Source organism: Methylobacterium radiodurans, assembly GCF_003173735.1.
Lineage (GTDB): Bacteria > Pseudomonadota > Alphaproteobacteria > Rhizobiales > Beijerinckiaceae > Methylobacterium > Methylobacterium radiodurans.
On record NZ_CP029551.1, the window covers coordinates 606,889 to 625,975 of the forward strand.

The 19,087-nt window shown below is 72.2% G+C and carries 18 protein-coding genes; 7 read left to right on the plus strand and 11 right to left on the minus strand.

All coding sequences use genetic code 11. From position 1 onward, the window contains the following. The 4 genes from DK427_RS02645 to DK427_RS02660 all read left to right on the plus strand — a co-directional run bounded on the left by DK427_RS02645 (position 1) and on the right by DK427_RS02660 (position 5,660). On the plus strand, positions 1–1,158 hold the full coding sequence (locus DK427_RS02645; RefSeq protein ID WP_109949909.1) for an acyl-CoA dehydrogenase family protein: 1,158 nt from the start codon (positions 1–3) through the stop codon (positions 1,156–1,158). After that, positions 1,158–2,117 (plus strand): amino acid--[acyl-carrier-protein] ligase, encoded by a 960-nt coding sequence (locus tag DK427_RS02650; protein WP_109949910.1) that lies wholly within the window; start codon positions 1,158–1,160, stop codon positions 2,115–2,117. Before DK427_RS02645 ends, DK427_RS02650 begins: the two co-directional genes overlap by 1 nt. Before the next feature lie 5 nt (positions 2,118–2,122). Next, positions 2,123–3,094, plus strand: coding sequence for a DUF1839 family protein (locus DK427_RS02655; protein ID WP_245930770.1), 972 nt, complete (start codon positions 2,123–2,125; stop codon positions 3,092–3,094). 118 nt (positions 3,095–3,212) lie between these two features. Further along, positions 3,213–5,660, plus strand: a complete 2,448-nt coding sequence (locus DK427_RS02660) for a glycoside hydrolase family 2 protein (RefSeq protein ID WP_109949911.1) — start codon at positions 3,213–3,215, stop codon at positions 5,658–5,660. Between the two features lie 42 nt (positions 5,661–5,702). On the opposite strand, the gene DK427_RS02665 is transcribed toward DK427_RS02660, so the two are convergent. From DK427_RS02665 to DK427_RS26890, 3 genes are all read right to left on the minus strand, one after another. Beyond that, positions 5,703–6,950 (minus strand): glycosyltransferase family 87 protein, encoded by a 1,248-nt coding sequence (locus DK427_RS02665; protein ID WP_109949912.1) that lies wholly within the window; start codon positions 6,948–6,950, stop codon positions 5,703–5,705. An 83-nt stretch (positions 6,951–7,033) separates the two neighbouring features. Next, positions 7,034–8,170 (minus strand): 3-dehydroquinate synthase, encoded by a 1,137-nt coding sequence (aroB, locus tag DK427_RS26885; protein WP_245930771.1) that lies wholly within the window; start codon positions 8,168–8,170, stop codon positions 7,034–7,036. 15 nt (positions 8,171–8,185) lie between these two features. Continuing rightward, entirely contained in the window at positions 8,186–8,791 is a 606-nt protein-coding gene (locus DK427_RS26890) for a shikimate kinase (protein WP_245930772.1), read from the minus strand. A 219-nt stretch (positions 8,792–9,010) separates the two neighbouring features. Here DK427_RS26890 and DK427_RS02675 point away from each other — a divergent pair, with 219 nt between their 5' ends. The 3 genes from DK427_RS02675 (at position 9,011) to DK427_RS02685 (ending at position 11,264) form a co-directional block, all read left to right on the plus strand. After that, positions 9,011–9,166 carry a histidine kinase gene (locus tag DK427_RS02675; RefSeq protein ID WP_109949913.1) on the plus strand — a complete coding sequence of 52 codons (156 nt, stop codon included), beginning with the start codon at positions 9,011–9,013 and terminating at the stop codon, positions 9,164–9,166. Then, complete coding sequence (locus tag DK427_RS02680; RefSeq protein ID WP_281276973.1) at positions 9,163–10,077, plus strand: site-specific tyrosine recombinase XerD; 915 nt, start codon at positions 9,163–9,165, stop codon at positions 10,075–10,077. Before DK427_RS02675 ends, DK427_RS02680 begins: the two co-directional genes overlap by 4 nt. Positions 10,078–10,208: 131 nt before the next feature. Next, positions 10,209–11,264 carry a lysylphosphatidylglycerol synthase domain-containing protein gene (locus DK427_RS02685; protein ID WP_109949914.1) on the plus strand — a complete coding sequence of 352 codons (1,056 nt, stop codon included), beginning with the start codon at positions 10,209–10,211 and terminating at the stop codon, positions 11,262–11,264. 53 nt (positions 11,265–11,317) lie between these two features. On the opposite strand, the gene DK427_RS02690 is transcribed toward DK427_RS02685, so the two are convergent. From DK427_RS02690 to DK427_RS02725, 8 genes are read right to left on the minus strand one after another with little or no spacing between them, the layout of a single operon-like run. Beyond that, the gene (locus tag DK427_RS02690; protein WP_109949915.1) at positions 11,318–11,629 is read right to left on the minus strand and encodes an oxidase; all 312 of its coding nucleotides are present in this window, start codon (positions 11,627–11,629) and stop codon (positions 11,318–11,320) included. A gap of 9 nt (positions 11,630–11,638) precedes the next feature. Beyond that, on the minus strand, positions 11,639–12,298 hold the full coding sequence (locus DK427_RS02695; RefSeq protein WP_109949916.1) for a cytochrome c oxidase subunit 3: 660 nt from the start codon (positions 12,296–12,298) through the stop codon (positions 11,639–11,641). Next, positions 12,295–13,974 (minus strand): cytochrome c oxidase subunit I, encoded by a 1,680-nt coding sequence (locus DK427_RS02700; protein ID WP_109949917.1) that lies wholly within the window; start codon positions 13,972–13,974, stop codon positions 12,295–12,297. The genes DK427_RS02695 and DK427_RS02700 overlap by 4 nt, the downstream gene beginning before the upstream one ends. Continuing rightward, positions 13,971–14,963: a cytochrome c oxidase subunit II gene (gene coxB, locus DK427_RS02705; RefSeq protein WP_109949918.1), complete on the minus strand. Its 993-nt coding sequence runs from the start codon at positions 14,961–14,963 to the stop codon at positions 13,971–13,973. Before coxB ends, DK427_RS02700 begins: the two co-directional genes overlap by 4 nt. Beyond that, positions 14,960–15,436, minus strand: a complete 477-nt coding sequence (locus DK427_RS02710) for a hypothetical protein (protein ID WP_245930773.1) — start codon at positions 15,434–15,436, stop codon at positions 14,960–14,962. The genes coxB and DK427_RS02710 overlap by 4 nt, the downstream gene beginning before the upstream one ends. Then, positions 15,433–16,551, minus strand: a complete 1,119-nt coding sequence (locus DK427_RS02715) for a hypothetical protein (protein ID WP_109949919.1) — start codon at positions 16,549–16,551, stop codon at positions 15,433–15,435. The genes DK427_RS02710 and DK427_RS02715 overlap by 4 nt, the downstream gene beginning before the upstream one ends. Then, positions 16,548–17,087, minus strand: coding sequence for a c-type cytochrome (locus DK427_RS02720; protein ID WP_109949920.1), 540 nt, complete (start codon positions 17,085–17,087; stop codon positions 16,548–16,550). The genes DK427_RS02715 and DK427_RS02720 overlap by 4 nt, the downstream gene beginning before the upstream one ends. Beyond that, complete coding sequence (locus DK427_RS02725; protein WP_109949921.1) at positions 17,084–19,084, minus strand: quinol:electron acceptor oxidoreductase subunit ActD; 2,001 nt, start codon at positions 19,082–19,084, stop codon at positions 17,084–17,086. The genes DK427_RS02720 and DK427_RS02725 overlap by 4 nt, the downstream gene beginning before the upstream one ends. Positions 19,085–19,087 lie beyond the last annotated feature (3 nt).

Below are 19,087 nucleotides of genomic sequence, written 5' to 3' on the forward strand. Positions count from 1 at the left end.
ATGCTGGCCGAGCGCTTCGCACGCGCCGCCTCGGTGGCGGCGCTCCACGCCGACGCGGTGGACCGCGAAGGCCGCTTCCCCGCGGAAGCGGTCGCCGCCCTGAAGGCAGAGCGCCTTCTGGGCCTCCAGATCCCGCGGCAGTTCGGCGGCGAGGGCGCGGGCCTCACGGATATCGCGGAGGGCTGCTTCGCGCTCGGCCAAGCCTGCAGCGCGGCCGCCATGGTCTTCGCCATGCACCACATCAAGGTGTCGAGCCTCGTCAGCCACGGGCTCGACAGCGCGTGGCACTGCCGCCTGATGGAGCAGATCGCCGGGGAGCAGCTGCTCGTCGCCTCCTCCACCACGGAGGCCGGCATCGGCGGCGACCTGCGCAACAGCCTCTGCGCCGTCGAGCAGACGGGCGAGGTGTTCGCGCTCGGCAAGGACGCCTCCGTCATCTCCTACGGGGCGCAGGCCGACCTGATCCTCGCCACCGCCCGCCGCAACCCAGAGGCCGCGACCTCCGATCAGGTGCTGGTGGCGCTCTTCGCCGACCAGATCACCCTGGAGCGGACGAGCACCTGGGACACGCTGGGCATGCGGGGCACCTGCAGCGACGGCTTCCGGCTGGAGGCGCGCGGCGTGCCCGTCGAGCAGATCCTGCCGAAACCCTTCGCGGAGATCGCCGCGCAGTCGATGCTGGCCGCCTCGCACCTCCTCTGGAGCGCCGTGTGGTTCGGCATCGCGAGCTTCGCGGTCGACCGTGCCCGGGTCTTCGTGCAGGCCGAGGCCCGCAAGCGCCAGGGCCAGGTTCCGCCGACCGCGCTCCGGCTCGCCGAGCTGTCGAACGCCCTCCAGGCCATGAAGGCGACGCTGGTCTCGGCGCTGCGCCGCTTCGAGGACGCGCAGGGCAATGCCGACCTTCTCGACTCGCTCGCCTTCTCGGTGATGCTCAACAACCTGAAGACGACCGCCTCCGACATGGCGGTCGACATCGTCCAGCGCGCGCTCGGGATCGTCGGGCTCGCCGGATACAAGAACGGCACGCCCTTCAGCCTCGGCCGCCCCCTGCGCGACGTCCTCTCGGCGCCGCTCATGATCGGCAACGACCGCATCCTCGCCAACACCGCCAAGCTCCTGCTCGTGCAGAAGAGCTCCGGCCAGCTCATGAGCGCGTGATGGAATCGATTCAGCCCACCCCGACCTTCTGCGAGCCCCTCGACGACGACGGCCTCGCCGAGCCCACCTTCCTCGACCGGCTCTTCGACCAGGGTCTCCTGGTCCGCACCGGCGTCGACGGCCTCTACGGCCGCAGCGGCGCCTTCGAGAGCGTGGTCGAGGCCCTCGACCGGCTGATCGGGCGCCTCGGCGCCGCCGACAACGCCGAGGTGCTGCGCTTTCCCCCCGGCATGAGCCGGCCGGCCTTCGAGCGCTCCGGCTACCTCAAGGGCTTCCCGAACCTCGCCGGCACCGTGCACAGCTTCTGCGGGCACGAGGGCGAGCACGCCAAGCTCTTGGCCTGCGTCGAGGCGGGCGAGGACTGGACGGCGGGCCAGAAGGCCACCGACATCGTGCTGACGCCTGCGGCCTGCTACCCGCTCTACCCGGTCGCCGCGGCGCGTGGCCCGCTCCCCGCGGAGGGCCGGCTGTTCGACCTGCAATCCTACTGCTTCCGGCGCGAGCCCTCGCTGGAGCCGACCCGGATGCAGCTCTTCCGGATGCGCGAGTACGTGCGCATGGGCAGCCCCGATCAGGTGCTGGCCTTCCGCGAGAGCTGGCTGGAGCGCGGCACCCAGATGATCCGCGACCTCGAACTGCCGCTCGCGATCGACGCCGCCAACGACCCGTTCTTCGGCCGCGCCGGCCGGATGCTCGCCAACAACCAGCGCGCCCAGGGGCTGAAGTTCGAGCTGAACGTGCCGGTCAACAGCGTCGAGAAGCCGACCGCCTGCCTCAGCTTCAACTACCACCAGGACCATTTCGGCACGACCTGGGACCTCGTGCAGGCCGACGGCGACGTGGCCCACACGGCCTGCGTCGGGTTCGGGCTGGAGCGCATCACCCTGGCACTGCTGCGCCACCACGGCCTCGACCTCGCCGCCTGGCCGGAGGGCGTGCGCCGGGTGCTCTGGGGCTGACGCTCGTGAGCGCCGCTCTCGATCGCGCGCGGCCGGAGCCGGCCCCGGCTCCGGCCTATATCGCCCACCCGCTGCACGCCGCCGACCGGCACTGGCCGGAGACGAACTGCTACGTCGATCTCTGGATCGAGCTGCTGCACGGGCGCGGCCTCGTGCCGGAGGCGCTCCTGGGCTTCACCCTGCGGCAGGATTTCGAGGGCGACCAGTTCACCTTCTTCAAGCCGCCGGCCGCCGACATCGACCGGCTCTACGGGTTGGAGATCCTCGAACTCGCCGTCTACGACGGGCTGGAGCGGCACGCGCTGGTCCAGGCCGCGCGCGGCTGCCCGGTGCTGGTCGAGGTGGACGCGCTCTACCTGCCAGACACCGCTGGTACGACCTACGGGCGCTCCCATGCCAAGACGACGATCGGCATCCTGGCGCTCGACCCGGCGGCCAAGACGCTCGACTACCTGCACAATGCCGGCCGGTTCACCCTGTCCGGCGCCGATTACAACGGCATCTTCGGGCCCAGCGAGTTGCCGCCCTACGCGGAGTTCGTGAAGGCGGGAGCGCCGCCCCTGCCGGAGGCCGAGCTTCCGACTGCTGCCCTCGAACTGCTGCGGCACCACCGCGCCCGCGCGCCGGCACGGAACCCGGTGCTGGCCTTCCAGGCAGCGCTCGCGACGGCGGCGGACGCGCTGGTCGGCCGCTCACTGGCCGTGTTCCACGCCTACGCCTTCAACACCACGCGCCAGCTCGGGGCAAATTTCGAGCTGCTCGGCAGCCACCTGCGCTGGCTCGACGGGCACGGCGCGGCGAATCTCGCCACCGCGGCCGAGGCGGCGGGGGTACTGGCGCAGGAGGCCAAGACCTTCCAGTTCCAGCTCGCCCGCGCCTTCCACCGCCGCAGCGCGCTGGGCTTGAGCGCGCGCCTCGACAAGGCGGCGGCGCAGTACGAGGCGGTGTTCGCGGAACTCGACCGGGCGCTGGGCTGAGGGCAACGACGTCCGCTCGACGCGCAACCCCTCTCCCCGCGCGCGGGGAGAGGGGGCGCTCGCCCGACCCGAACAGATCACCCGGATCCGGTGTGATTGATCTCCTCCGAGACCCAGCATGGCCCGCATCCGCGCCATCGACGGCGTTCCGCCGCTCCCCGTCGGCGGCTCCTGGCAACTCGTGACCACGCCGCCCGGCGCCTGCGCGGGGCCGGGCGATCTCGCCGGGCTCGACGGCTGGATTCCCGCACGGGTTCCCGGCACCGCCGCCGCGGCGCTGCGCGAGGCCGGCCTCTGGTCCGAGGCCGAGCCGGCGCCGATCCACGACCGCGACGTCTGGTACCGCACCAGCTTTCCGGGCACCGGCCGGGCGCGCCTCGCCTTCGAGGGGCTGGCGACGCTCTGCGAGGTCTGGCTCAACGGCGTGCCGATCCTCACCAGCCACTCGATGTTCCGCGCCCACGCGGTCGCGGTAGATCTCGCCGGGGACAACGAGATCGTCCTCCGCTTCCGCTCGCTGAAGGCCGAACTCGACCGGCCGGCCAAGCGCGGGCGCTGGCGGCCCCGCCTCGCCACGCCCGGGTCGCTGCGCCACGCGCGCACGAGCCTGCTCGGCTTCATGCCGGGCTGGTGCCCGGAGATCGATCTCGTCGGCCCCTACCGCCCGATCACCCTGACGCCGCTCTCTGCGGGCGCGCCGGACCTTGTCGCGGCCGACCTGCGCGCCGACCTCGACGGTGAGACCGGCCGGCTCGTCGCCCGGCTCCGCGTCGATGGTCCGGTCGAGCGGGCCACGCTCCGCTGCGACGGCCGCTTGGTGGCGCTCGCGCGGACGGCGCCGGACCTGTTCGAGGGCGAGCTCCTCCTCCCCGGCATCGCGCCCTGGTGGCCCCACACCCACGGCGAGCCGCGCCTGCACGCGGTCGCGGTCGATCTCGACGGGCGCAGCCACGATCTCGGGCGCACGGGCTTCCGCAGCATCACCCTGACGCGCCCCTTCGAGGAGGGGTTAAGCCTCGCGGTGAACGGCGTGCCGGTCTTCTGCCGCGGCGCCAACTGGACCCCGCCGGACCTCGTCGGCCTGGGCAGCGGCGCGGAGGATGCCCGCCCGCTCCTCGACCTCGCCCGCGAGGCCGGGATGAACATGCTGCGGGTCTCCGGCATCACCCTCTACGGTCCCCAAGCCTTCCACGACCTCTGCGACGAACTCGGCATCCTGGTCTTCCAGGACCTGATGCTCGCCAATTTCGACTATCCCCACGACGACCCGGCCTTCCGCCAGGAGCTGGAGGGCGAGATCGCGGATCTCCTCGACCGCACCCAGCTCTCGCCGTCCCTCTGCGCGCTCTCCGGCGGCAGCGAGGTCTGGCAGCAGGCGGCGATGCTGGGGGCGCCGCGGGCGGTCTGGGCGGATGCCTTCGCGGGCGAGCGGCTGCCGGCGTTGGCCGCGCCGATCCGGCCGGACCTCGCGGTGGTGCCGAACTCGCCCTCGGGGGGGGATCTGCCCTTCTCCACCACGGCCGGCGTGACGCACTATTACGGCGTGGGCGCCTACCGCCGCCCCCTGGAGGACGCGCGCCGGGCGGAGGTGGGCTTCGCCACCGAGTGCCTGGCCTTCGCGAACCTGCCGGAAGAATCGAGCCTCGCCGCGATGGGCCTCGGCGAGATGGAATCCCCGCGCTGGAGCGCCGGCATCCCGCGCGACCGGGGCGCGGACTGGGATTTCGAGCAGGTGCGCGACCACTATGTCGGCCTGCTCTACGGCGTGGATCCGGCCGCGCTCCGCCGCGCCGACCCGGAACGCTACCGCGACCTGGGGCGCGCCGCGGTCGCCGAGGTGATGGAGGCGACCGTCGCCGAGTGGCGGCGGACGCGCTCGACGACCCGGGGCGGGCTCGTCTGGTTCCTGCGCGATCTCGCCCCCGGCACGGGCTGGGGCATCGTGGACGCGCGGGGCGTCCCGAAATCGGGCTGGTACGCCCTGAAGCGGGCCTTCCGGCCGGTGCAGGTCACGCTCTCGGACGAGGGGCTGAACGGGCTCCACGTGCACCTGCACAACGAGACCGCCGAGGCGCGCGACCTCACCCTGCGCCTCGCCTTCACGGACGCGGCAGGGCGAGCGGTCGCCAAGGCGGAGCGCGCCGTCGGCCTCGGGGCCCGCTCGACGCGGACCCTCTCGTCGGCCGAACTCCTCGGCCGCTTCTTCGACGCCACCGACAGCTACCGGTTCGGGCCGCCGGCCCACACGCTGGGACATGCAAGCCTCAGCGATCCGGCGGGCGCGGTGATCGCCGAGGCCTTCCACGTCCCGGGCGGGCGCCGAATCGAGCCCATCGAGACCGGCCTCTCGGTGGCCGTGGAGGCGAACGCGATCCGGGTCCGAGCCGAGCGCCACGCGCTCGGCGTGCAGGTGGAGGCCGAGCGCGCCCGGCCCGACGACACGTGGTTCCACCTCGCCCCGGGGACGGAACGGCGGATCGGATTTACCGGTGCGCCACGCCTGCCGCACGGCCGGGTGCGGGCTCTCAATGCCGTCGAGACGGTGACGTTCGGCCCGGAGGCCTGAGATCGCGGGATTCCCAAGGGCCCGCGGCCCTTGGGCGGGTTCTCAGGGCAGCGCCCTGAGGATGCGCGGCTGCGGCAGCGCGCGGGCAGCAAGGCAGGCGAGCGTCGCCAGCGCGAAGACGAGCCCGAAGCAGATCCCGGTGGCCTCCGCGCCGACCCGGAGCGCCGCGGTGAGCGGCGCGGTGACGAGCAGCCAGCGCTCGTGGGCGTGCAGGCCGCCGGCCTGCCGGGCCGCCACCACGAGCAGCACCGTGGCGGGCACGAGCGGCGCGAGGTCGTAGACCGGCACGTAGGGCGAGAGCATCGGCGCGGCGGCGAGCAGGGTCGCGGCGCGCAGGCGCGGGTCCGGGCAGGTCGTCCAGACCCACCAAGCCAGGGCCAGCGCACCGAGGCTCGCGGCGATCTGGGCCGCCCAGGCCAGGGCGTAGGGACCGCCGGCCAGCCGCACCGCCCCGTAGGCGCTGGCGTTGAGGTCGAGCCCCGCCGCGGCCTGACGCAGGATGATGCGGTCGGTCTCGGCCAGCGTGCCGAGGAAGCCAAGCCAGGGCGCAGTGCCGAAGGCGAGGAGCGCGGCGAGGCAGAGCGCCGCCACCGTGCCGAGGCAGGCGCCGAGGCAGCGCCAGCGCCCGGTGACGAGGAGCAGCAGGGGGGCGAGCGCCGCGAGCTGCGGCTTGTAGGCCACGAGCCCGAAGCAGAGTCCGGCCACCGGCGGGCGGCGGTCGACGAGGAGCGCCCCGAGGGTCAGCAGGCCCGCGGTGAACAGCCCGTTCTGCCCGTAGACGAGATTGCAGAAGACCAGCGGGTGGGCGAGCCCGACGAGGAGCGCCGCCCGCCCGCCCGCGAGCCGGAGCGCCAGGGCGAAGAGAGCGGTCCCTGCGACGCTCCAGGCCAGGAAGGCGGTGGGCGGCGGCAGGGCCGCTACCGCGGCGGCGGGCAGCAGGAAGACCGGCGGGTAGTGCCAGGCGAAGCGGCACTCGGGCCCGAAGGCCGCGCTGAGGTTCCGGAGATGGTGCGGGAAGTCATAGGGCTCGCCGGCCGCGCCCCGCAGCGCCGCCTGCCCGGCCGCCCAGACCTGGGTGAAATCGACGCCCAATGCGTTGCCGTCGCAGTCGCGCCCCGGCGCCGGCCCAGTCACGAATCCGGCGAGGACGACGATCCCGAGCATGATGGGCAGGAGCCAGAGGCTCGCCAGCCGCGCGAGCCGGTAGAGCCGCGCGTCGCTTCCCGCGAGGTCGCGCAGGTCGGCGATCGCGGCGTGAAGACCCGCCTGACGACTTGAGGGCGCGCCCAATCCCCACTCCCCGCGGACGGTGCCGAGCGCGCAGCATGCGCCCGGCCGGTTCCGGCGCGGTTAACGCGGCGTTCGGGCGGCGCTCAACCCGCCCGCAGCTCGTCCTCCAGGAAGGCGCGCACCTCGGCCCGGTCGATGCCCGGCGCGATGAAGCTCCGGCCGATGCCGCGGGCGAGGATGAAGGTGAGGGCACCGTCGCGCACCTTCTTGTCCTGGGCCATCGCGTCGAGGAGCGCGTCGGCGTCGCCGCATCCGCCCGGCACCTGGGCGAGGCGGGTCGGCAGACCGGCGAGCGCGAGGTGGTTGGCGACGCGGCCCGCCTCCTGGCCCGAGCAGAGCCCGAGCCGGGCCGAGAAGCGGAAGGCGAGCGCCAGCCCGATCGCCACTCCCTCGCCGTGGACGAGGCGGGCGGACTCGTAGCCGGTCAGGCGCTCCAGGGCGTGGCCGAAGGTGTGGCCGAGATTGAGCAGGGCGCGCTCGCCGTCCTCGCGCTCGTCGCGCACCACCACGCCGGCCTTGGCGCGGCAGCAGATCGCCACCGCCTCGTCGCGCTCCGGCCCGCCGGAGAAGATGCCCCGCCAGTTCGCCTCGCACCAGCCGAAGAAGTCGGCGTCGCCGATCAGGCCGTACTTGGCCACCTCCGCGTAGCCCGCCCGCATCTCGCGCTCCGACAGCGTGTCGAGGGTCGCGGTATCGGCGAGCACGAGGCGCGGCTGGTGGAAGGCGCCGACGAGGTTCTTGCCGAGCGGGGAATTGATCCCGGTCTTGCCGCCGACCGAGGAATCGACCTGGGCCAGCAGGGTGGTCGGCACCTGCAGGAAGCGCACGCCGCGCCGGAGCGTCGCGGCAGCGAAGCCCGCCAGATCGCCCACCACGCCGCCGCCGAGCGCCACCACGAGGTCCCCCCGCTCAATCTTCAGACCGAGAAGCCCGTCGCAGACCTGCGCGTAGCCGGCGTAGGATTTGGAAGCCTCGCCCGGCGCCACCGCGATCAGCCCGGCGCGCAGGCCGGCCGCCTCCAGGCTCTCGCGGATCTGCGCGCCGTAGAGGCCCGCCACGGTCTCGTCCGTGACGATGCCGGCCGCCCGCGCCCCGAGCGCGGCGGCGCGCGCGCCGGCCTCGGCGACGAGCCCGCGCCCGATCAGGATGTCGTAGGCGCGGCCCGCGTCGAGGGGCACGTGCACGGTGAGGGGGGCGTCGGACAGGGCTTGGTCAGACATGGCTCGAATGACTGTCTACTGCGCGGCGACGGCGGGCGGCGCCGACGGATCGAGATGGGCGACCAGGGCTTCGAGCACGTCGTCCACCACCCGGTCGTGGGAGACGTCGCGGGAGACCACCTCGACGTCGGCCTCGGCGTAGACCGGGTGGCGCGCCTCCATCAGGGCGCGCATCGTCGCCTCGGGGTCCTCGGTCTCGAGGAGCGGGCGGTTGCCGCGCTTGCGCACGCGGCGCATCAGCACGTCGAGGTCGGCCTTCAGCCAGACCGAGACGCCGAACTCGGCGATCCGCGCCCGGGTCGTGTCGCGCATGAAGGCGCCGCCCCCGGTGGCGAGCACGAGCGGGCCCGCCCGCAGCAGGCGCGCGATCACCCGCTCCTCGCCGTCGCGAAAGCTCGGCTCGCCGTAGATGGCGAAGATGTCCGGGATGGTGAGGCCGGCCGCGGCCTCGATCTCGTGGTCGGCATCCTTGAAGATCAGGCCGAGGCGCTGGGCCAGCCGGCGGCCGACCGTGCTCTTGCCCGCCCCCATCAGGCCGACGAGCACGATCGACCGGGTCCCCAGGGCCCGGCGCAGGCGCGCCTCGATCGGTTCTCCGCCCGTCTGAGCAGGCTCGTTCATCGCAGCAGACTTCGCATGGAACGGCGGGTCTTAGCGCGTTTGCCGGGCACAGGGAACGGCCGGACCCCCGTCACGGCCGAGCTTGGTCCTGAAGCTGTGACCTCGGGTGTGGTATACGGGCCCTTGCCATCGGGGCGGGCGCGTGGTGCAACGCGGTAGCCCGGGTGCCAGAACCCCGGCCTGCCGGCGCCGCTCCCGCTCGACCGAGATTGTCCCGACGTGCCGACCCTGTTCCGTTTCTTCGCGACGCTGGCGATCCTGGCCGGCCTCGTCTTCGCCGGGATGTTCGCGCTGGCGACCTTCGTGAAGCCGACCCCGCGCGAGATGAGCGTGACCATCCCGCCGGCCAAGCTGCAGCCGCCGACCAACCGGTGAGCGCGCCCGATCCGGAGATCGGCGCCTATCTCGACATGCTGGCGGCCGAGCGCGGGGCCGCCGCCAACACGCTCTCCGCCTACCGGCGCGACCTCGACGATTACCGAGCTTGGCTCGCCGCGTCGCGGATCGATCTCGACGCGGTCGAGGCCGCGACGCTGCGGGCCTACCTCGCCGAGCTGGAGACGCGCGGCCTCAAGGCCTCCTCGGCGGCGCGCAAGCTCTCCTGCATCCGCGGCTTCCACAAGTTCCTCTACGCGGAAGGACTGGCGGAGACCGACCCGTCAGCGCCGGTCTCCGGTCCGCGCCGGCCGCAAGCCCTGCCGAAGGTGCTGGGCGTCGCCGAGGTCGACCGCCTGCTCGACGTCGCGCGGGCGCGGGCGGGCGCGGCCGAGAGCCCGGGCGAGGCGGCCCGCGCGCGCCGGATGCTGTGCCTGCTCGAACTCCTCTACGCCACGGGCCTGCGCGTCTCGGAGCTGATCAGCCTGCCGCGCTCGGCCGCGACGACGCGGGAGCGCTACCTCGTGGTGCGGGGCAAGGGCGGGCGCGAGCGCCTCGTGCCGCTGACCGACCTCGCCCGCGCGGCGATGCGCGAGCACCTCGCCGGCCTGACGGCCGAGGGGCCCTGGCTGTTCCCCGCCGACAGCGAGAGCGGGCACCTGACCCGGCAGGCCTTCGCCCGCGACCTGAAGGTGGCGGGCGCCGCCGCCGGGATCCGGGCCGACCGGATCAGCCCGCACGTCCTGCGCCACGCCTTCGCCAGCCACCTGCTGCAGAACGGCGCGGACCTGCGCATCGTGCAGGAGCTGCTCGGCCACGCCGACATCTCGACCACGCAGATCTACACCCACGTGCTCGACGAGCGCCTGAAGGGCATGGTGCGCGACCTGCACCCGCTGATGGACGAGTGAGGCTCGTCCCGCCCCCACACGAAACGGTCACGATCGCCTGACATGACCCGCCCCGGCAGGGCGGTCCCGCCCCGCTTGCGGTGCGCCGGTTCATGGCGCATCAGGATCGCGATCCCCGGGACGAGAGTGCCATGAAGAAGATCAGCGAGTTCATCTGGCCGCTCGTCGGCCTCGCGGCCGTCGTCGTCTCCGGCTACTTCCTCTACCAGGAATTGAAGACCACCTCGCTCTCGGCGATCTGGGGCGCGATCCTGGCGATCCCGCCCCACCGGATCCTGCTGGCGCTCGTCTCCACCCTCGTCGCCTACGCGGCGCTCGCCTGGTACGACCGGATCGCGCTGCTGCATCTGGGCGTGCGCCACATCTCGTGGCTGTTCGTCTCGCTCTGCTCCTTCACCACCTACGCGCTCTCGCACAATATCGGCGCCTCGGTCTTCTCGGGCGCGCTGGTGCGCTACAGGGCCTACACCGCCAAGGGGCTCTCGGCCGCGCAGGTCGCGGTGCTGGTGGCGCTCTGCTCCTTCACCTTCTTCCTCGGCACGGTGTCGCTCGGCGGCCTGACCCTCGTCCTCGACCCGCACCTGCTCTCGCGTCTCGAAGGCAAGCTCCCGGCCGTCTTCACCGATCCGAAGACCGCGCTGATCGTCGGCATCGGCATGCTGGCCTTCGTGGCGCTCTACGTCGCGGGCTCGATCCTGCGCCTGCCGCCGCTGCACATCCGCTCGTTCAAGCTCGAATATCCGCGCCCCGGCATCATGGGCCGCCAGCTGATCGCGGCGCCGCTGGAGCTGCTGGGAGCGGCGGGCATCATCTACTTCGCGCTGCCGCAGTCGATGGGCGTCGACTTCCTCACCGTGCTGGCGATCTTCCTCGCCTCGTTCTCGCTGGCGCTGGCCTCGCACGCGCCCGGCGGCCTCGGGGTGTTCGAGCTGGTCTTCATCACGGCGATGCAGATCACAGACAACGCGCAGAAGGACGCCGTCATCGCGGCGGTGATCATCTTCCGCGTGTTCTACCTCTGGCTGCCGCTGCTCGCCTCCATCGTCATCGTCCTGATGTTCGAGCGCTCGCGCCTCGCCGCCGCGGTCGGCAAGACTCAGCCGGAGGCCGTGCCCGAGCCTCCGGTCATCGCGCCGGGGCTCGACGCACACGAGATCGAGCACAAGCTCAAGGAGAAGGCGGTCTGAGGACCGCCGCTCTCCCCGCGCCGGGGAGAGTGGGAATGCCCGCGGATGTCGCCTCAGCGCGCGAGGTAGTCCGTCAGCGTCATGCCGACCATGATGGCGACCCAGAAGAAGCCGAGCACGCTGAACAGCTTCACCAGCGGCGGCTCCTCCAGGACCTCCATCGACACGAGGAGGATGAGGGCCACCATCACGGTCACGACGGCGAGTTCCAGCGCCCAGGTGTAGGCGAAGGGCACCGTGGCGCCGAGCGCGACGTTGACGGCGAGCAGGCCCAGCAGCGCCAGAAAGGTCAGGACCGGCTTGCGCATGTGGCGCCGCAGCAGGGCGCGATCCTCGGGCGAGAGATCCCTGATCGGGTTGCGCATCGCCCTCCCCTACCGGTTGACCACGTAGAGGATCGGGAAGGCCAGGATCCAGACCAGATCGATGAAGTGCCAGTACAGGCCGTAGACCTCGATCCAGTTCTGGTGCCGGCCCAAGAAACCGGGCTTGGCCGCCTTCCAGGTCATCCCGAGCAGGATCGCGATGCCGGTGAACAGGTGCAGCGCGTGGAGGCTCGTCGCCACGTAGTACAGGTTCACGAAGAGCCGCGAGGCCGGGCTCTGCGCCAGTTCGTAGGGCCGCCCGGACAGGAACGGCATCATGTGCTCCTGGTAGTCGGCGTAGTACTCGTAGCCCTTGAACACGAGGAACAGCGCGCCGAGCGCGGCGGTCGCGAGCATCGCCCGCACCATCGCCCGCTGCCAGCCCATGCGCGAGAATTCGATCGCCATCGACATGGTGAGGCTGGAGCAGATCAGCACCACGGTGTTGACCGCGCCGATCCAGAACTTGAGGTGGCGCGCGGCCTCGACCGTCGCCTCGGGGTGCTGGATGCGGGTGATCAGCGCCACCAGGAACAGGGCGGCGAAGAGCAGAAGCTCGGTAATCAGCCAGGCCCAGATGCCGAGCGTCGCGGCGTAGCGCTGCTGTGCCACGCTGTCGAAATGCTCGGCGCGGGCGACGCCGACGCCGTCCGGCAGGGCCTCGCTCATCCGTGCTGGCTCCGGCTCTCCTGGACCTGGATCGGGTAGTCGTAGGGGATCTTCGGCACCGCCGGATCGCCGAGGAAGTTGTGGGTCGGCGGCGGCGAGCTGGTCTCCCATTCGAGGCCCTTGGCGTCCCAGGGGTTCGCCGGCGCCTTCCGGCCGAACCAGAGCGAGTAGACGAGGTAGAGCATCGGGAAGAGGTAGCCCGCCGCCAGGATGGTGGCGCCCGCCGAGGAGAGGATGTTGAGGAGCTGGAACTCGGGCGGGTAGGTCGCGTAGCGCCGCGGCATGCCGAGATAGCCGAGGATGAATTGCGGGAAGAAGGTGACGTTGAAGCCGAGGAAGATCAGCACCGCCGAGATCCGGCCCCAGGCCTCGACATACATCCGGCCCGTGAATTTCGGCCACCAGAAGTGCAGCCCGCCGAGGAACGCCAGCACCGTGCCGCCGACCATGATGTAGTGGAAATGCGCCACCACGAAGTAGGTGGCGTGGACGTGCTGGTTGACGGCGAGCGTCGCCAGATAGAGTCCCGTCAGGCCGCCCAGCACGAACAGGCCGATATAGCCCATCGCGTAGAGCATCGGCGTGTCGAGCCTGAGCCGGCCCTTATGGATCGTCGCGGTCCAGTTGTAGACCTTCACGGCCGAGGGCACCGCCACCGCGAAGGACAGGACCGAGAAGGCGAGCGAGGCCAGGTCGCTCTGCCCGTTGACGAACATGTGGTGGCCCCAGACGAAGAAGGTCACGGAGGCGAGCCCGATCGACGCGTAGGCGACGAAGCGGTAGCCGAAGAGCTTCTTCTGGGCGAAGGCCGGCACGATCTCGGAGATCACCCCCATGCCGGGCAGGACCATGATGTACACGGCCGGGTGCGAGTAGAACCAGAACAGGTGCTGGAACAGCACCGGGTCGCCGCCATAGGCCGGGTCGAACACCCCGATATGGAAGGCCCGCTCCATGATGAGCAGGATCAGCGCCGTGGTGATGACCGGCGTGGCGAGCAGGAAGATCAGGCTGGTGGCGTAGTGCGCCCAGACGAAGATCGGCAGCTTGAACCACGTCATGCCGGGGGCCCGCATGGTGTGGATCGTGACCACGAAATTGAGCCCCGTCAGGATCGACGAGAAGCCGACGATGGTGACGCCGATCAGCGCCGGTAGCACCCAGGTGTTCGAGAAGGCGGTCGAGAGCGGCGCGTAGAAGGTCCAGCCCGTGTCGACGCCGCCCAGCACCACCGAGACCATGGTGAAGAGCGCGCCGCCCATGAAGACGTACCAGCTCGTCAGGTTGAGCTTGGGGAAGGCGAGGTCCTTCGCCCCGATCATCAGCGGGATCAGGAAGTTGCCGAAGGTCGCGGGGATCGACGGGATGAGGAAGAACCACACCATCACCACGCCGTGGATGGTGAAGGCCTTGTTGTAGGTGTCGTTCGTCATGATCGCGCCGTTCGGCACGACGAGCGCGAGGCGGACCACGCCCGCCGCCACCGCGCCGATGACGAAGAAGGCGGTGATCGCCGCGAGATAGAGGATCGCGATGCGCTTGTGGTCTGTGGTGAGGAACCACGAGCGCAGCGTCGATTGCGCGTGCAGGTAGTCGGAGGGGCGGCCGAGCGTGGCCTCGGGCGCGTGCGGCTCCCGGTTGGCCACCCCGCCCTCGACGGTGCCGGATGCGCTCATGGCCGGTCTCCTGGCGTGGCACCTCGCGCGGCCGGGCCGCCCGCGGCGGCGCGCATGTCGGACTTGAGGTAGTTGATCAGGCGGGTGAGGTCGTCGTCCGGGATCTTGCCGGCGTAGCTCGGCATGATCTGCTTGTAGCCCTCGGCCAGCCGGTTGCCGTTGGGGTTCAGGATTTTTTCGCGGAGGTAGGTATCATCCGCCACCCGTGTGGTGCCGTCCGCGAGCCTCACCGCCCGTCCGTAGAGGCCGGCGAGCCGCGGGGCGCGCACCGGCGAATCCGCGTTGTGGCAGGTGCCGCAGCCGTAGGCGTTGTAGACGGCAAGGCCCGCGGCGGGACCCGATTGCTGCGCGCCGCCATGCGTCAGCCATTCCTGGTAGTCGCCCGGCTCCATGAAGGTGACGTTGCCCTCCATCAGGGAATGATCGGTGCCGCAATATTCCGAGCAGTAGAGGTGGTAGGTGCCGGCCCGCTCGGCCTTGAACCAGAGTTCGGTGGTGCGGCCGGGGATCGCCGCCACCTGCATCCGCACCGCCGGCAGGTAGAGGGCATGGATCACGTCCTGGCTGATGATGCGCAGTTTCACCGGCTGGTTGATCGGTACGTGCAGGTCGTTGATCTCGGACTGGCCCGTCGGGTGCTGGAACTTCCACATCCACTGCCGGCCGATCGCCTCGACCACCATGGCGTCGGGCGGCGGGTTCTTGGAATGGACGAAGAGGCGCGCCCCCCAGGCGAAGAAGATCAGGGTGAGCGCGAAGGGGATCAGCATCCAGCTGATCTCGACGAGGTTCGAGCGGATGCCGCTGGGCTCACGGTCGGCCTCCTGGCCGTCGCGGTAGCGCAGGGCGAACCACGTGATCGCCAGGAAGACCGGCACGGTGAGCGCCAGCGTCAGCACCGTGAAGGCGAGGATCAGGTAGTCGGTCTCGACGGCCTTGGCCGAGACCGCGGCCGGCCAGAGTTCGAGGGCGGAGTGGTGCGGGGTCATCGGGCGGGGTCCAGGGGCCGGCCGGTCACCAGCTCCATGGCGCGGCCGATCGGGATGCGGGCGCGGCCCGCCTCGGTGAGAGCGTAGCCGTCGAGTCGGCCGCGCTCGGCCGCGCGCTCGCGGGCGATGTCGGCGTAGGGGTCGGCCTGGAGATTCGGCGGCGGGGGCTTCAGCACCGCGGTCTGCTGCGGGGTGAGCGGGGGCAGCGCCCGGCGCTGGCCGGCCGTGAAGGCGTGCATCAGCCAGAGCATCAGCGCGACCGCGACGAGCGCCGAGGCTGCCAGCCCGGCCATGACGAGGCCTGTCCTGCGGACGTCGACGTCCTCGGTCTCGTAGCCCGGCCCCTCGCGGGGCGCCTCGGGCCAGTGGGCGGGCTCGGGCTCTGGTACCGGAGGGCGGCGGGGGCTCAGCCCGGCGAGGATCGCCTGGACCAGGCCGCCGGTCCGGCCGGGCGGCATGCGCGGGCCGCTCATGCGGGGATCCTCCCGCCCGCAGAGCGGGTGCCCGCGGGGCCGCGGGGATGAGGCATCCGCGCCAGCGGGCGCAGCGCCCCGGCGAGGCAGAGGATGCCGAGGGCGGCGAGCCCGTCGCCCGGCGTGAGGGTGAAGCGGTCGCGGAGCGCCGGGGTGACGAGCCAGAACATCTCGGCCGCGTGCAGCACGACGACGAGGCCCGCCAGCACCCGGGTGGTGGGGCGGCCCGGCCGCAGGGTGGCGAGCGCGGCGGCGAGCGCGACCGCGCCGGCCATCAGCGCGAGCCCCCGGCCGGACCAGCCGCCGCGGGCGAGGTACCAGCGCACCTCGTCGGGGAGGTTGGCCGACCAGACGATCAGGAACTGCACGAAGTGCAGGTAGGCCCAGAGCGCCAGCAGGACCGCGAGGGGCACGAGCCGGTCCTGGCCCGCGACCGCGCGACCGCGGCCGACCGGGGCCGGCTCCTCGGGCGCGCGCAGGATCGCGGCCGCGAAGGCGAGCCCGCTCCAGGCCGTGAGAACCAGGAGGCCCTCCAGGCTGGAGCCGAGCCGTGTGTCGAGCGCGCCGACGAGGTCCGTCACCGCCAGCGTGCCGACGAGCGCGTGCAGCCCCACGCCCGCGGCGGTGCGCCCGTCGCCGGGCTTGGGCGGCGCGTCGCGGAAGCGGGCGGCCAGCCAGACCCAGAGGCCGAGATAGGCGAGGAGGCGCAGGGCGAAGCCCGGCAGGGTGAACCAGAGGCGGCCGAGCGGGGTATGGGGCGCCTCGGTCGCCCAGGGGTAGAGGATCGGCGCGGCGGCGAGCAGCGGCAGGCCGAGGATCGCGGCGGCCGGCATCAGTCCGAGCAGGCGGCGCAGGCTCAGGGCGATCTCGCCCTCGCCGCGGTCGTGCACGCTGAGGCCGAAGCGCTCCAGCGCCACCACCACGGGCAAAGCGCCCGCCGCGAGCCCGAGCAGGACCAGCCAGGCGGCGAGGTAGGAGCCGGCAACCTCCCGCCAGCCGGCCGCGAGCACGGCGAGCGCCAAAGCCGCGAGCCCGGCGAGGCCGAGCGGCAGCGGGCGCGCGAGCCGTTGGGCGAGGGAAGGCTTGGCGAGAGGACGCTTGGCGGGGCGGCTCATCGGGCGGCCTCCAGGCGGGCGCGGTCCGCCTCGGGCAGGCTCGCCACCTCGGCGCCCTGGCTGAGCTGGAGCGCCCGCAGATAGGCGACGATCGCCCAGCGGTCGGCGGACGGGATCATCTGCGCCATGCCGAACATGGCGCGGTGGCCCTCGCCGACGATGCGGTAGAGGTCCGCGGCGGAGGCCTGCCGCAGCCTGTCCGCTGCGAGGTTGCCGGCGTGCGGGAAGCCGCGCTGCACCACGATGCCGTTCCCATCACCGGACGCGCCGTGGCAGGGCGTGCAGAAGATGCCGTAGCGCTCCCGGCCCCGCTCCAGCGAAGCGGCCGTGATCGTCGCGGGCTGAGGGGCGGCCGCCGCCGGGTCCTGCCGCGGCACCGTGCCGGGCACGGGATCGCGCATGGTCATGTGCTTGGCGAAATAGGGGTTGCGGTCCCAGGTCCGGGCCTTCGGCTGCTCGGCCATGTTGGCCTGCTCGCAGCCCGCGAGCGCGAGCAGGCCGGCCAGGAGGAGGAGGGTGCGGAGCGCCGGGCTCATCGCGGGATCCGCCGGATCTCGAGGGGCCGGCCGGCGCCGGCGGGAAGCGCTGCGAGGCGCCGCTCGATCCGCTCCGGCTCAAAGCCCTCCTCTTGCGCCTGCACCGAGAGGAAGAAGCGGTCCTCGCTGGCGCGCAGGAAGCCCGGGATGTTGAAGGCCGGGTGGTTCAGCCGCGGCAGCCGGTTCAGCACCAGCAGGGCGAGGTGGATCGCCACCACCCCGCTCATCATGGCGAAGGCGAAGCTCGGCACTACGAAGGAGGGCCAGGAGAAGCGCGGCCGCCCGCCGATCAGGAAGACGTAGTGGTAGGCGCTGGCGTAGACGCACATCCCATAGAAGCCGAGCCCGCCCGCGAGCGCACCGCCGAGCGCGTAGGGGCGGATCGTGCGGCCACCGAGCCCCAGGGCCCGGACGACGCGCGGCATCGGCACCGGGCCGTGCCCGTCGAGATGGACGTCGCGGCCGTTGCGGGCAGCGGTGAGGTTTGCCACCGCCTGGGCGGCGGCGGCGAGTTCGGCCTCCGTACCGAAGCTGGCGCTGATGCCCCAGAGCGGCGTGCCGGGCTCGACCGCCTCGGGCTCCGGGCTGGCGCCCCGCCCGGCCTCGGCGGCCGTGCCCGCCCGCGCCAGCGCGAGGCGGCGGGTCTCGGTGATCGAGATCGCCGGCAGGTAGCGCAGGAACAGGAGCAGCAGCACGAGGAACAGGCCGACCGAGCCCGCGAAGGTGGCGATGCCCCAGACCGTCTCCCGGAAGGGCTCGTGCGCGGCCGGCAGGAAGTTCTGCCCGAGTGTCACGAGCAGCACCATGACGTGGTCGGCGTAGGCCCCGACCGCCACGAGGATTCCGACCGCCGCGACGGCCAGCGGCGCGCGGCGCGCCCGCCCGGACCAGAACACCTGCGCGGGCAGGAGCAGGCAGGCGAGCACGGTCCAGAAGGCGGCGGCGTGCTCGCCGGTGATGCGGCGGACGAGCACGCCGCGCTCGTAGGCATCGCCGTGCAGCGCGGTCGAGAAGAACTCGGTAGCGTAGCAGTAGAGGCTGGCGCAGCCGAGGCCGAGGAGGAGCCGGGCGAGGAGTTCGAGATGGCGTTCGGTCACCAGCGCGTCGAGGCCGTAGACGGCACGGATCAGCACCACGATCGCCGCGGTCAACCCGACGCCGGAGAAGACCGCGTTCACCAGGAAGGTCACGGGCAGGATCGTGTCGTGCCAGCCCGGCATCACGGAGCCGGCGAACATCACCGAGGCGCCAGTCTGCACGCAGACCACCAGCATCACGCCGAGCAGCGCGATGGTGCGGTAGGCCTGCGACCAGAGCTGCCAGTGGGCAGCCGATCCCCGCCAGCCGGAGGCGAGCAGGCCGTAAGTCCGCGCTCGCATCATCGCGAGGCCGCGGGTCAGGCTGCGCTCCTCCCGCTGACGCATCGCGTCCGCGAAGGCGCGGTCGCGCAGGGCCGCGAGGTCGGGCAGCAGGCCGATGAACCAGAGGCTGACGCAGACCACCAGGAAGGAGACGATGTCGATCGCGTCCCAGACCAGCGCCGAGCGGAACTGCGGCCAGAGCGAGAAGGTGTTGGGGTAGGGCAGGTTCCAGTAGAAGTACCAGGGCCGGCCGAGATGGATGATCGGGTAGAGCCCGGCCGCGCAGGTGCAGAGCAGGGCCACCGTCTCGGCGACCCGGTTGACCGCGCCGCGCCACTCCGCGCCGAGCAGCAGCAGCGTGGCGGAGACGAGCAGGCTGCCGCAGGCCGCCCCGATCCACCAGTCGTAGCTCGCGATGTCGAGCGCCCAGACGACGGCGTTGTTGTTGCCCCAGACGCCGACGCCCTCGAAGAGCAGCCAGAACAGGGCGGCGGCGAAGATTCCGAGCAGGGCCATCGCCGCCGCGAAGGCGATCCACCAGCGGCGGCCGAGCGGGTGGCGGATCGGCACGGCGGCGACCGTGCGGCCGATGCCGGCGAGCGTCTCATCCGGGGGGATCAGGGCGGCGTCGGCCACGCG